Origin of the sequence: Parafrankia sp. Ea1.12 (assembly GCF_900465275.1) — a bacterium.
Lineage (GTDB): Bacteria > Actinomycetota > Actinomycetes > Frankiales > Frankiaceae > Parafrankia > Parafrankia soli.
In genome coordinates this window covers 47,220-60,994 of record NZ_UBIZ01000310.1, presented here as the reverse complement: position 1 = coordinate 60,994, position 13,775 = coordinate 47,220, and the positions used below count along the sequence as shown (strand labels likewise).

General features: G+C 67.0%; 10 protein-coding genes and 1 pseudogene. 2 read left to right on the top strand and 9 right to left on the bottom strand.

The annotated features are described in order from the left end of the window. On the bottom strand, positions 1-1,506 hold a 1,506-nt coding region (locus FMEAI12_RS16820; RefSeq protein ID WP_146776715.1), incomplete at its 3' end, for a condensation domain-containing protein. Between the two features lie 218 nt (positions 1,507-1,724). On the opposite strand from FMEAI12_RS16820, the pseudogene FMEAI12_RS16815 reads away from it, so the two are divergent. Beyond that, a pseudogene (locus tag FMEAI12_RS16815) lies at positions 1,725-1,871 on the top strand (Mobile element protein); the annotation flags it as partial. 28 nt (positions 1,872-1,899) lie between these two features. Here FMEAI12_RS16815 and FMEAI12_RS16810 read toward each other — a convergent pair. The 8 genes from FMEAI12_RS16810 to FMEAI12_RS16775 form a co-directional block, all read right to left on the bottom strand. After that, entirely contained in the window at positions 1,900-3,639 is a 1,740-nt protein-coding gene (locus tag FMEAI12_RS16810) for an ABC transporter ATP-binding protein (RefSeq protein WP_165938835.1), read from the bottom strand. Further along, positions 3,636-5,390 carry an ABC transporter ATP-binding protein gene (locus tag FMEAI12_RS16805; RefSeq protein ID WP_112106769.1) on the bottom strand — a complete coding sequence of 585 codons (1,755 nt, stop codon included), beginning with the start codon at positions 5,388-5,390 and terminating at the stop codon, positions 3,636-3,638. The genes FMEAI12_RS16810 and FMEAI12_RS16805 overlap by 4 nt, the downstream gene beginning before the upstream one ends. Then, complete coding sequence (locus FMEAI12_RS16800) at positions 5,390-6,268, bottom strand: ABC transporter ATP-binding protein (protein ID WP_071064281.1); 879 nt, start codon at positions 6,266-6,268, stop codon at positions 5,390-5,392. The genes FMEAI12_RS16805 and FMEAI12_RS16800 overlap by 1 nt, the downstream gene beginning before the upstream one ends. Beyond that, positions 6,265-7,302 (bottom strand): FecCD family ABC transporter permease, encoded by a 1,038-nt coding sequence (locus FMEAI12_RS16795; RefSeq protein WP_368672081.1) that lies wholly within the window; start codon positions 7,300-7,302, stop codon positions 6,265-6,267. Before FMEAI12_RS16795 ends, FMEAI12_RS16800 begins: the two co-directional genes overlap by 4 nt. Positions 7,303-7,370: 68 nt before the next feature. Then, a complete protein-coding gene (locus FMEAI12_RS16790; protein ID WP_200835311.1) occupies positions 7,371-8,417 on the bottom strand; it encodes an iron ABC transporter permease in 1,047 nt (348 codons plus the stop codon). Beyond that, positions 8,414-9,709, bottom strand: a complete 1,296-nt coding sequence (locus FMEAI12_RS16785; RefSeq protein ID WP_235014077.1) for an ABC transporter substrate-binding protein — start codon at positions 9,707-9,709, stop codon at positions 8,414-8,416. The genes FMEAI12_RS16790 and FMEAI12_RS16785 overlap by 4 nt, the downstream gene beginning before the upstream one ends. After that, positions 9,706-9,996: a transposase gene (locus tag FMEAI12_RS16780; protein ID WP_131627584.1), complete on the bottom strand. Its 291-nt coding sequence runs from the start codon at positions 9,994-9,996 to the stop codon at positions 9,706-9,708. Before FMEAI12_RS16780 ends, FMEAI12_RS16785 begins: the two co-directional genes overlap by 4 nt. A gap of 71 nt (positions 9,997-10,067) precedes the next feature. Then, entirely contained in the window at positions 10,068-11,876 is a 1,809-nt protein-coding gene (locus FMEAI12_RS16775; protein ID WP_235014076.1) for a siderophore-interacting protein, read from the bottom strand. Between the two features lie 252 nt (positions 11,877-12,128). On the opposite strand from FMEAI12_RS16775, the gene FMEAI12_RS16770 reads away from it, so the two are divergent. After that, positions 12,129-13,643, top strand: a complete 1,515-nt coding sequence (locus FMEAI12_RS16770; protein WP_235014075.1) for an AraC family transcriptional regulator — start codon at positions 12,129-12,131, stop codon at positions 13,641-13,643. Positions 13,644-13,775 lie beyond the last annotated feature (132 nt).

The following is a 13,775-nucleotide window of genomic DNA, read 5'->3' as shown; positions in this document are numbered from 1 at the left end:
CGCGTCGTCCACGACCGCGACCGCCCCGGGAGTACGCGCTACCTGATCCCGGATCAGCCCGTCCACCGTCACCGCGGGAACCACCACCCCCGCACCCACCGACCACACACCCACCGACCCGGCATCGACCGAAGAGGGAGTGATCGTGAGATCCGCGAGTTCGTGGAGCGTCATGCCCGCAGGGCCGCCGAGGAGGTGGCCGAGGAACACGGTGAACGCCGCTGCGTGCTGGCCGGCCGCGTCTGTCGGCACGAGCGGAGACCGGCCGGAGATATCCATCCGCAGGCCCCGTCCCGGGCTCCCGAAGACGGAGAGATCCAGCGCACCGGTCGGGCCGGGGTTGATCAGCTCCGTGATCCCCGCGACCTTTCCGAAGACCGGTGTCGTCCTGAACATCTTGATGTTGACCGAGGGCAGCGACAGGTAGGAGAGCTCTCCTCCCTGCCAGAGACGGGCGAGCTGATGATCCTCGATCGCGGAGTTGTCCCGTAGATCCCGGACCTGCGATCCCACCACCGACAGCACCTCGGCGAAGGTGGCGCCCGGGCGCAGAGCGGTCGCGACGGGCAGCGCGCGGGCGACCGCGCCCGGCACGCGCAGCGACTCCGGCTCGCCGCGCATCATCGACGGTACCCGCACCGCGAGGTAGTCCTGGTTCCCGGCAAGGGCCGTATACAGCCCCCACGCGGTGATGACGAGATCCGTCCACGTGCTCCTTGCCTGGCGCGCCAGCGCGCGCAGGCGATCATCGGCCCCCGCCGGAAGCGCCACGGGAACAGGCCGGTACGAGAACGAAAACAGATCAGCGGGCGTGCTTCCCGTGGGCTCGGAAAACGCGTCGACAGCAAGCACATCACGCCAGTGACCGACGATGCCGGACCCACCCGGCGTCGATGCCGACCCCGCGACGAGATCCTCCAGGCGACCAAACCACCTCGGCGGCGCGGGGGTTGCATCGACCGCAGCCGAGTACAGCTCCGCGACCCGACGGATATAGAGAGACGTGCCATACCCGTCAAGCAGGAGATTATTCGTCGTGAACGACCACACCCACCCGCCGCCGACACGCTTGAACAGCGTCGACGATGTGAGATCCTCAGCCGCCGAAACCTCCCGCGCACTCACCCCGGCGCGGACCACAGACCGGATCTCCTCGTCTGTGAGCACCTCCTCGGAAACCACCGTCCGCAGAGACAGCCTCCCGCCGACCGACTGCGAAGGAGCCCCGTCATCGTCATAGATGACCGCCCGCAGCGCCTCCGTCTCCGCGAACGCCCCGCTCACCGCGTCGGCGAACGCCCCGGCATTGATAGCCCCGTCAAGCCACACCAGGTCGCACACACAGAACGCAGCAGAACCGGGGAACAACCGCTGCGCCGCCCAGTTCCCGCGCTGAGCAAACGAGAGAGGCAACCGCCTCCCACCACCCACCCCCCGACCGGAAGGCGCCTCTTCTCCAGCCGATGGACTCCCCGCATCCTCACGGGAATCCCCGCCCCCGCTCATCGCGAACCCTCACCGCGCTGACCATCCATACCACCAGTGTAGGGTAACCTAACCTAAATTTGCGCGGATCGACGAGACTCGCGAGAGATGCCCGAGAGCGGCCGCGCGTACCTCACAAGAGAATGTCTGCGGAGCACCTGATTTTGATCACCAGTTCGGCTTTGATGATCACTTAACGCGCTGAGCTGGAGTGATAGGTGTGCGGTGGGCTGTTCTGGCCGGACTACGAGCCGAAGAAGGCCCGCGTCGAGCATCTCTACGCCATCGCCGACGGCCAGGTCACCCCCGAGACTGGCGAGCCGATCGTGATCTTCTGCATGGACGAGTTCGGCCCGCTCAACCTCCAACCCCGCCCCGGACGACAGGTCAACGAGGCTTGACGTCCGATCATCCCTACCCATTCGCTCCAGCTTCCTGCCCGGCCCGCCATGCCGACCAAAGCGCGGCATACACCCCGCCGGCGGCGATCAGCTCTGTATGGGTTCCTCGCTCGGCGATACGGCCGTGCTCCATCACCACGACCAGATCGCAGGCGGCGGCTTGCGAGAGCCGGTGCGCGATCACCAGTCCAGTGCGTCCGGTCAGCGCAGCGTCGGCGGCGCGGTCGAGCAGTCCGGCGTACGCGGAACCTGCCTCGGCGGTGGCCTCGTCGAAGATCGCCAGTTCCGGGTCGGCCAGCACCAGGCGAGTGAGCGCCACCTGTTGTGCCTGTGCGGCGGTCAGCTCGTACCCGCCACCACCGAGCACCGTGTCAAGGCCATCGGGCAGCAGGTCGAGCATCCCTACAGCCTGGGCCACTTCCAGCGCAGCCCCTACCTGACCGTCGGTGGCATCCGGTGCGGCGAGGGTGAGGTTGTCTCGCAATGTCCCCGCGAACACGTGTACTTCCTGGGTGATCATCACCGTGCGCTCCGGTCGGGCCACGGTCCCGGCGTCGGGCTGGTGAATGCCGGCGACCACCGTGGCCAGCGTGGACTTGCCGGCACCCGACGAACCTACGACGGCGACACGCTGACCGGTGGGGATGTCGAGCGTGACATCGACGAGCACACGGGGGCCGACCCCGTAATGGAAGGAGACCTCGCGGAGGTGGACGCTGCTGCTCGTTGCGATGCCTGGCGCGTCCGCGACGGGGATGGTGGTGACTCCGACCATGCGGTTCAGCGACGCGAGGGCGGACTGGAGAGTGTCGATGACGAACAGCAGCTGATTGACCGGGTTCAGCAGGCGTAGCACGAGCAGCATGGCGGTGGTCGCGCCCCCGACAGTCGAGGCTCCGTGGTCGATGAGGACGAAGCCGACGACGAGCACGGCGGCCAGGCTCAGGCACTCGCCGAGGTTCAGGCGGGTGTTGAGCATGCTCTGCACGGTGCGCGCCCGCAACGCCTGCACCGATACGCCCCAGGAGGTGGTGGTCACGGCGCGGTGCCGCTGCTCGGCAAGCCTGAATCCGAGCACAGTGGCGTAGCCGCGCTGCGACTCCAGAATCTGCTGAGCACGCGCGCTCATCGCTGCACGCTCGGCCAGGTATACCCGCGGGCCTGTTCGCAGGTACCACCGCATGGAGAGCACGTAGACAGGCAGCACGACGGCAAGGGCGGCGGCGTAGGGCCATTCCACCGCGGCCAGCCCGCCCAGCGACATGACGATGGTGAAGGACGTAACGGTAAGCGCCGGGATCACCGCGGGGGCCGCATCGGCAACCGCGGTGACGTCGTCGCTGGACCGCGAGATCAGATCCCCGGTGCCGGCAGACTCGACGACATGCTGCGGCAGCGTCAGGGCACGGGAGACCAGCTCCTCCCGCAGCCCGGCGAGGACGGTGTGGTACATGCGAGTAGCCAGGACGATCGTCGCCGCCGTGCCAGCGGCACCGAGAATGGCCGAGACCGCCATGATCGCGATGACGGTCAGCACGGTACCGAGGTCGGCGGCGCCTTCCTGGACCCGATCGATGAGGAACCCGATCGCGACGGGTCCGATCAGGTCGATGGCGGTGCTTGCGATTCCCAGCACCACGAGGGCGGCCAGACTGCGTCGATGCTCACGGCTGAGCCGCCACACCTCCCGAGCGGTCTCACGTCCGCCCGCGACCGGCAGCGCGTGCTCTGTCGTCACGGATCCCCCGGTCACAGCGCCGCCTTTCCAAGCACCGGCATGTTGTCGAGGAGGTCGACGACACGGTCGCAGCAGCCAAGCAGGGCCGGGGACGAGGCGATCAGCAGGGTTGAGCGATCTGTACGGATACCGACCAGCCGCTTGGCGATGGTCTGCTCGGTCACCGAGTCGACGGCGGTGGTCGGGTCGTGCAGCACCAACACCGGAGTATCGGTCGCGAAGGCTCGAGCGAGCGCAACCCGTTGACGCTGGCCACCGGACAGGCGGTTGCCGTTCTCACCGACGGGGGTGTCGAGATCGGCTGCGAAGTCCTCACAGGCAGCCGCCCACACTGCACTGTCCATTCGCTCGGGCAGGCAGGCGGTGACGGCGAGGTTGTCGCGGATGGTGCCGGTGAACAACGTTGCCCGATGAGGTGCGGCGGTGACCAGGGAACGGTACTCCGCTGGGGTCAGTTCGTGCGCCGGCCGGCCGTCGAGACGCACCTCAATGTCGTTGGCGGCCCACGGGTTCAGCAGCGCGTCAGCGATGCGGGCGGCAATCCGATCATCGGCGTGCACCCCCACCAGCTCACCGGGTTCTACCCGGATTGACGCACTGGGCACGCCGATATCCAGCACGCCGACATACGGCGCGGACACGTCCTGCACAGGCGGCGGCGTGCACCGCTGTCGTATCGCGTCATCGTGTCCGGATGCGGCGGTGCCTGCGTTCCTGAGCACGTCCATGATTCGCGCGGCTGAGGCGCGGGCGCCCGCGAGATTGGGGATGGAATAACTCGCGATCGCCTGCATCTGTGGCAGCAGCGCCTGGGTGAGGCCACCCGCGGCGATCAACTCGCCGACGCTCAGCTGCCCATTCACCGCGAACCAGCCCGCCAGCCCCGTCACCGCGGCGACGAACACGCCATTTACCGCACCGGAGCCCACAAGAAACCTGCCGAGTAGCCCGGCGTTGCGCCCGGCGCCGACCAGGGTCTCCCGGCTGGCCTGCCGGTATCGCCTGGTCGCCTCGGCCTCGGCGCGCACGCCCTTGATCACCCGGTATCCGGCGACCAGATCGGTAGCCCGTCCAACGGTGTCAGCGAGGAGATCCTGGTATTCGCGGGTGTCGCGGGAGAGACGTTCGCTCAGGAGGCCCATCAACCAGACCGCCACGGGCGCGCCGAGCAGCACCATGACCCCAAGCGGCCAGTGCATCACCAGCAACGAGACAGCGATGAACATTATGGCGGCGATCCTCGAGATCGGCAGAACCACGAGCAGCCCAGCGTTGGCCAGGCGGAAGACGTCGTTGGTCATGGCCGAGACCACATTGTCCGCCGGCGCCCGCACCGCGCTGCCGTCGGAATGCAGCACTCTGGTCGAGAGTGTCGCGCGCAGTCGGTGCTGCAACAACTGGACCGCATACGTGTTGAGCCGATTCGTGAACCTGGCCGCCGCCGTCAGCGCGACGTACAAGGCCACCAGCACACCGAGCCAAAGCACCAGTTGCCCGGCATCCCTGGTCACGAGCGCCCGGTCGATCGCGAGCCCCATCACCACCGGGACAGCCGACTCGCCCACTTGCCACACGATCGCCAACAGCATCGCGGGGATCGTGATGCGTGGCAGCGAGAAGATGACGCGCGCCACGAACTGTCCGGGACGATCACCCTCCCTGACCTCGAATGACCGGACATCAGGAGGCTCAGGCGCAGCCTGTCCCAGCACCGGTAGCCACCGCGTCAGCGGTCCTCGCCCCAGCTCCATCGGATCGGTGCGCATCAACGGCCCTCCCGCACGCCTTCGCCACCGCGGTCACGGCCCAGCGGCACCACCTGAGGAGTGCCCGCTACCGGATCGGGCACCACCAGACAGCGCAAACCGAACACCTCTTCGACCAGCTCGGCCGTCACGATCTCCGACGGTGGCCCCTCGGCGACCACGGCGCCGTCCTTCATGGCGATCAAGTGCGTGGCGTAGCGAGCAGCATGATTCAGGTCGTGCAGCACGGCGACCAGGGTGTGGCCGACGTGGTGCAGGTCGGTGAACAGCTCCATCAGTTCGATCTGATGGGTGATGTCGAGGAAGGTGGTCGGCTCGTCCAGCAGCAGGATGCTGGTGTGCTGCGCGAGCGCCATCGCCACCCACACCCGCTGTCGCTGGCCTCCCGACAACTCGTCCACCAAGCGGCCCGACAGGTCGGTGACCGCAGTCTGGTCCATCGCCCTGACCACGGCCCGCTCGTCGGCCTCGGTCCACAGCCGGATGAACCCCTGATACGGATACCGGCCCCGAGCCACCAGGTCGGCTACGGTGATCCCGTCCGGGGCGATCGAGGTCTGCGGCAGCAGGCCGACCCGCCGCGCCACCTCCTTCGTCTTGTACGACTGGATAGCTACACCGTCGAGGACCACCTGACCCGCGGACGGCTTCAACAGCCGCGACAGGCCGCGCAGCAGAGTGGACTTCCCGCACGCGTTCGGGCCCACGATGACTGTGAACGACTCGTCCGGAATGGACACCGACAAGCCCTCGCTGATGATGCGCTTGTCGTAACCGATCGTCGCCGACTCCACGCGGAGGCGTGAGCCGCCGGGCGGCGGAGCAGGAGTGGGTACGTCTCTCGCCTCCGCAAGATCGGTGATGGTGTTGGTGTTCATAGGCGTCTCCTGGCTTCGGTGAAAAGCAGATACCCGAGGTACCCACCGCCGAGCATGACGGTGATGATCCCCACCGGCAGGGGAGTTGGGGCGACGTGCTGGGCGAGGTAGTCCGCCACCAGACACAGCAGCGCGCCGACGAAGGCGGCGGGTGCGAGGGTTATCCCCGCAGTGCGGACAAGGCGGTGTCCGATCTGCGGCGCGACCAGGGAGATGAACGCGATCGGCCCCGATGCAGCCGTGACAATCGCCGTCAACGCCACCCCCACCACGACCATGCCGAGGCGGGCGGGCGAGACCCGCACCCCTTGGGAGGCGGCGGTATCATCACCCAGCTCCATCTGCCGCATCGGCCGGCTCAACATCGCAGCCAACAGCAGAAGCACAGCGATGCACACACCGCCGATGGCCACCTGATCCCAGGACACCCCGTTGAGTGATCCGGCGCCCCACGCGGCGGCTGCAATCGCCTGTTCCAGGTCGGCTCTGAGTATCAACCAGGTGTTGAGCGAGCCGAGCATCGCCGAGACGCCGATGCCGACAATGATCAACCGGAACCCCTGCACCCCTCGCCGGTAGGCGAGCACGTACACGGCGATGGCGGTGGCCATCCCCCCTAGCAACGCCCCGCCTATCAACTGCACGTAGGTGCCGTTGATGAGGAGGATCACGATCAACGCGCCGGTGTAGGAGCCCTGGGAGAATCCGATGATGCTGGGGTCAGCGAGCGGGTTGCGCAACATCGACTGGAAGACCGCCCCGCTCACCCCCAACGCGGCACCGAACACCAGCGCCGCAACCACCCGGGGCGCCCGCCACTCGACCACGATGTCGTGGACCAGCCCGGTCTCCCCGCCGACCAGCGCGGAGACCACCTGCCCAGGGCTGAGCTGGTACGAGCCCGTCATCAGCGCGAGCACCGCCATGCAGGCGACCGCGACCGCGAGCACCGCGCAGACGATGACCGAGCGCCACTCGAGCCGGACCGCGATCCTCCATCGCCGCAGCACCAGCACCCGCCGCCCGAAGTCCAGCCGCCCCCCGGGAGCCCCACCTGTCGAGCGATGGCGCGTTAGTCCGGACCGAGAAGTAACGCCGATACTCATAGTCCGCTCGCCTTCTTCCGCCGCACCAGTGCGATGAGAACGGGGGCGCCGATGAAGGCGGTGACGATACCCACGGGGATCTCGCTGGGCCGCATGACGATTCGCCCGAGAACGTCGGAGGCCAGCAGCAGGCTCGGGGCGAGGAGGATGCTGTAGGCGAAGATCCAGCGCTGGTTCGGTCCGACGAACCAGCGGGCCACGTGCGGCACCATGAGCCCGACGAATCCGATGGGGCCCGCGATGGCGGTCGCGCCTCCAGCGAGCAGTGTGATCGCGATGATCGCGAGGACGCGGGTGCGGGCCAGACGGACGCCCTGGGCGGCGGCGATCTCGTCGCCGAGAGCCATCGCGTTGAGTGGACCCGACACCGCAAAGGCCAGAATGAGCGCCACGGCGAAGAACGGCAGGACCGGCCACACCACGTCGAGGGGGCGCCCCAGGATCGAACCGGCAGTCCACGACCGCATCGCATCGAACGCGTCCGGGTTGGTCAGCTGAAGTGCCGACCCGGCGCCATCGAGCACCGCGCTGACACAGACCCCGGCGAGCACCATGACTCCCGGCGACTGGCCGCGTCGGGTCGATCCCAGGAGCAAGACCATGATCGTGACGATCAGCGCCCCGGCGAACGCGAACCACATGTAGCCACTGATATCGCGGATTCCGAGCACGCCGACGGCCATGGTCACCGCGAAGGAGGAACCCGCGCCCACGCCGAGGATACCGGTGTCGGCCAGCGGATTGCGCGTCAATGCCTGGATCAACGCCCCCGCGACCCCCAACGCCATGCCTACGACGAGCCCGACGACCGTGCGCGGCAGACGGTAGTCGCGGATCGAGAACTGATCGATGTCGGCCGACGGATGAAACAGCGCATCCCATATCACCGACGGCGCAATCGCCTTCGAGCCAACCAACAGGCTCAGCACCAGCAGTACGAGCAGTGTCACCAGCACTGCGAGCAGACCGACGACGCGCAGTCGAGGTCCGGATGCCGCCGCGGCGGGCACCCGGACCTCGACGTCACTGGTCTGCGCCGTCATCCCGCCGTCGCGAGCGTCGCCAGCGCCTTGTCGAGTGAATCCAGGTACTGAGAGTAGGTTCGATAGCTTCTGGTGAAGCTGACATCGCCGAAGCAGTGGACACCCAGGGCCTTCCCGGATGTCACGGCGGGAAGGGCCTTCCACGCGTTCGAATCCGCCACGGGGACGAAACCTTCCGCGACCTGACCCTCAGCGTCCACGGGGTACAGGAGCACATCGTACTCAGACAGTTCGCCGATCTTCTCGAACGATCGCTCCTCGCCCCCTTCACCCAGATCGGGGATGTCGAGCGGAATGTCCGCGCGAGCTATCTCCGAGCACTGCGAGCCGTTGAGGGTGAACATTCCCGCGTCTTGCCAGGAACCTCTGTTGACTTCGCCGAACGTGGTGTCCTGGATGATCTTCGAGTACTTGCCCTGGAATCCGGCGAGTTTCTCTTCATACTCGGTCTTCTGCTCGTTGAGAGCATCCGTCAGCTCAGTGGCATCCGCGGTCACGGACAGACGGGTCTTCCAGTCCGAGCTGAATCCGAAGAAGATCGTCGGCGCGATCGATTCCAGTTGCGACTTCATCTGCTCGAAGTCGGAGTCAGGTGCGGAGAACAAGATGAGGTCGGGCTTTAGGCTGGCCAGCAGCTCGAGGTCGGCTTCGCTGGCGCCGGAGCCGAGGAGCTTGGCCGCGTTGTACGCGGCCTGCTGCTCCTCGGGCAACAGATCGAGCACGGAAGCGTCCACCTCCGTGACGCCCACTGGCTCGCCGCCGAGGTCGAGGAACGACACGGTTAGTCTCCCGAGCGTTGCAATCCGCTGCGGGTGCGCCGGGATCTCGACCGTGCCGTTGTCGGCCTCCACAGTGCGGGTCGCTCCGACCGCGTCACCTTGATCATTTTTGTCGTCGCTGCCGCACCCCGCGAGGAGGATCACGGTGCTCAGCAACGCGGCGACAAGGGCCGCGCTGCGGCGTCGTGGTCTGGTAAAGGTCATGGACGCGTTCTTCCTTCTGTTCTTCATTCGAGTGGGGGTGGTGTGCCCCGTTAAATCCGGACAGTCACTATTAAGGTGATCTAGGGTGATGGCGGTGTCGATGACGGTGAACGACCGCTGAAACAGCCCGGTGAGCTCGTCGCGGCGGGTCGCGGTCGCGGAGGCGAGACGGCCGCGCCATTCATAGGACCCGGAGCGAGAGACCTGCAGCCAGGCGCACATCTGGGTGATGGACGGTGCGGGTGCGGCGGTGTTCGTGGTGGTGCGGGCGGCGTACTCCGCATCGATGAACTCGAACGTGTCGCTCACCGATGATCCTTGGCGAAGTACGCCGCGGCTTTTTTCAGGAAGGCGTTCTCCATGGCCAGCTCACGGTTCTGCCGTTCGAGTTCGCGTATCCGTGCGTTGTCCGCGGCGGCCGGTGAGGGCGCCTCGCCGGCGTGGGCGCGCCGGTAGGCGGCGACCCAGACTCCGAGTTTTCCCTCGACGATGCCGAGTTCACGTGTGACGTCGGCGATCGGACGAGACGCCTCGATTACCATCTTTACCACCTCGTCCTTGAATTCAGGCGAGCATTTCCTGTGCTTCTGTGTCAACTATTGCATCTTCCGTGCTGCCCCTAATTCCAGTAGGGGCAGCTACCCGGAAGGAAAGGGGCACCTCAGGGTCAGTTGGTGTCGTTGCGGACGAGTTCGTAGACGGTGGTGCCCCAGCCGACGACGTGCGTCTCTGTGCGGGTGAGCCCTGACCGGGTGATCACGGTGTACAGTTCCTCGGCGGTGCGTAGACCGGAGCCATGTACCGCGAGTCCGATCAGGTCGGCTTCGCCGTCATGTTCATCGAGGTCGTCGGTGTCGAAGACCTCCTCGACCAGCAGCACCCGCCCACCCGGGAGGAGGTTCTCGGACGCTCGGCGGAGAGCGTGGGCGGCGTCGGCGTCGGGTAGCGCCTTGAAAGCGCGGCTGATGAACACGACGTCCGATTCGGGGCTGGGCTCGAATACCGACTGCTCGACCACGCTGACCCGTGCCCGCTGCTGCTCGTCGGGGATCGTGACGGGCAGGTCGCGGCGTAGCCAGTCGGCCTGGGCGGGCAGCGCGCAGATCGTGACCCGCAGATCAGGATGAGCGGCGACGAACTCGCGGGCCTGCACGCCCGCGCCACCGGAGTGGATCACCAGGTGCCGGACGCCAGTAAGCAGGTCGGATTTGGCGATCGACATAGCCAGCGCGTGCTGGAACTCGGCCAGACGTTCCAGGTAGCGGTCCTCGTAGTCCTGCTCGGCCCGCACCTCAGCAAAGGTCTGACCCGTGACGGAGGCGTAAGACGACCGGCCAGTGCGGATCGACTCGGTGAGTCCGTGGACGCCGAGCATCTCCCGGCCTCCCACCCCGGACGGGTGCAAGGAGTCCGCGACGAACTCGACGGTTAGGACTTCACCCACCGGCGTCAGACCGTAGCGGCCCGGTTCGGTCTCGGTCAGCACGTCCAGGGCATGCAGGTAGCGCAGCAGCTTGCCCAACGCCCGCTCGTCGGCATCCGCCCTGATGGCCAAGTCCGCCACGCTGCTGACACCACGCGAGATCAGCTCGGGAATGCCCAGCTCGACGGCGGTGCGGATCGCGATCGGCGGGACCAGCTCGGTCAGTTGATGGAGCTTCTCGAAGGGCGTGATCGACTTCTCGGGGTCGGGCACCGCTCCGTCGGCCTCTAGGGCAATGACCTCGCCACGACGCCAGTACCCGGTGAACTCGATGTCCTCCTTGGGCACACCCCGGTCCTCGACCAGATGGCGACGCAGATCCCGCACCGCCGAGCGCTCTCCCGCGAACCACGCGAACGGTCGACCGTCCCACCAGCCACTGTTCTTGACCGCGTCCACCAGAAGCGTGGTCGTGCCCGCCTCGGCGCCGCCGCGCACCAACCAGGTCACCTCAACCCGCGGCAGAGCCCTCAGCTCCAGCCGATGAGCGTCTTCGGCTACCTCGACGAACACCTGCGCCCGCGCGTCATCGGGCAACTCATCAAGCAGGCGGGCGATCGCGGGGATCGCTGTGTCGTCGCCGGCGACAAGAAGCCAGTCCGCGTCTTGCGGCAGCGCCCGCGATGCGCTCGGCCCGTGGAAGTGGATGCGGTCGCCGGGTTGGGTGCGGTACGCCCAGGTGCTGCCGACACCGATACCGTGCTTGACGAAGTCCACGTCCAGTTCTCCGGTCGCGGGGTTCCAGCGACGGACTGTGTAGCCCCTTGACAACGGCCGGGGGTCCCTCGGCAGCTCGAGGCCCTTCTCCTTCTGTACTGGCAGCACCGGCTCGGCCTGATCGGGGTAGCAGAACACCAACCGAATGTCATCGTCGAAGCCCGTCGAGTCGAACGCCGGCTGCGGGAAGCCGTTCGCCGAGGTGAACGCACGAAGTTGCTCGCCACTCAACGTGACCCGCCGCATCCCCGGCGTCAGGTCCACCACTCGAACCACCTCGACCTCTCGCAGGGTCAACGGGTGCACTGTGAGCCCACGTGAGGTCTTCGGCATGCTGAGGGAAGCCCCTTCCGATCGCGTCTAGGGTGAGACGGCCGCGCGCCACCAACGGCAGAGAGCCACTGATAAGGTACGGTAAACCTCACCTGCACTTGGGTACGCAGGTCGCCATATAGTTATGACATGATTGACTCGTCTCCACCGCCGATACCGGGAGCACGGATGGTTCCGGTGGAGCGCCCCAGTCACATGCTGATCTGGGTCCGCACCGGTCGCGCGCGGGTGCTTCTGGACGGCGGACCGGAGTTCTCTCTCGCCGGCGGCGAAGGCATCTGGATGCCTCAGAGCTACCGAAACCGCACTCTGACGATCACCGAGCCCGGCACGGTCGCTTTCCCGTACTGGCCCGACGCTAGCGTCGGGGCTTGGGCGCTGACCAAGCCGACGCGGTTCGACGTCCCCGATGACTGGCAGGACTGGCTGATCCAGTACTTCAACCTTCAGGTCACACCGTTCACCGGTCACGGGTATTCGCCTGACGGGGTAGCCGATCTCCTTCGTGGTCTCGGCACACGCCCAACCTCACCTCCGCGCGGCGGGGCCACCGCTCCTTCGGCACTGCTCGATCCCCCCACCATGCCGAAGGCCGCCGGGGCGAGAGCAGTGGCCGAGGAACTGATCCGCGACCCCGCGCTCGACCTCACCGTCAAGGAATGGGCGACCCGGGTGCCCTCTAGTCCGCGCACCCTGCTGCGCGAGTTCCTCGCCGATACCGGGCTCACCTTCGAGCAGTGGCGACTGCGCTGCCGGCTGACCGCCGCCGTCGAGTTTCTGGCCGCCGGGTACGACGTCGATCAGGTGGCAGCGCGAGTGGGCTTCGCCAGCCGCGGCGGTTTCCGGCGCGCGTTCCAGCAGCAGTTCGGGCCGACCCCTCACGAGTTCGCCAGGGAGCTCGCCGCCCGCGCTCTTGCCGGTGGCCTGACCGGGCGCGCCAGCGCGGCACGCCAGGCTGACAAGTTCGTGCGCTTGATGCGGAGAGACGGTGCTGCTGCCCATGCGCCCGATCTGCTGCCCGCAGCCCGCACACCCTTGCACGCCACGGACAGTCACGTGCTCAGTTGGATGTATCGCGGCAGCGGTTACCTCGACATCGGCGTTAGGCGTTACGAACGACTGCGTGGCGTCGCGACTTGGATACCGGCGGGAGCCGAGCACATTACTGGGCTTCGCCAGGACTCCATCTCGCTGCCGCTCGGAAACGCCAGCACCGCCGATCTCCAACTGACCGAACCCATCCAGGTGCAGTTCCCGCGAGCGTGGGACGACTACCTGATGTTCTGCTCCATCAGCGCCCGAACCTTGCTGCGTCCGGTCGACTATGACCCGGCCCGCATCATCGACCTGTTCGCCGAGCAGGTCGCCGCGCAGCGGGCACTATCGGTGCCGATGCCCACCGACCCGCGTGGGCGTGAAGCTGCCACGGACTACCTGCGCCGCATCGGGGTCTCTGCTGGATCGACCGACTTCGACCTGCCCGCCGACGTCCACCGAGCGTTCCACGAGCAGACCGGAATGACCTTCGCCCGCTGGCGCTACGCGGCCCGCATGCGCGTGGCTCGCGACCTGCTCGTCGGCGGCGCCAAGCCCAGCGCCGTTGCCCACCGCGTTGGCTACGCTCACCTACCGACCTTCAGCGCCGCCTTCACGCGCTTCCACGGACTCTCACCGCGCGAATACCAAGAGCGTGAGATCGGCACCGCTTGATCAACGCCATGGATGTGAGCTGCCGTTCACCGCGATCATGCGACTCGGTCGCACCCTCACCCTTGACGGGCCACGATTCTGTCTTACTGGGAGACCGACCGGTGATCCAAGGGCGACACCGAAGTCGTTTGT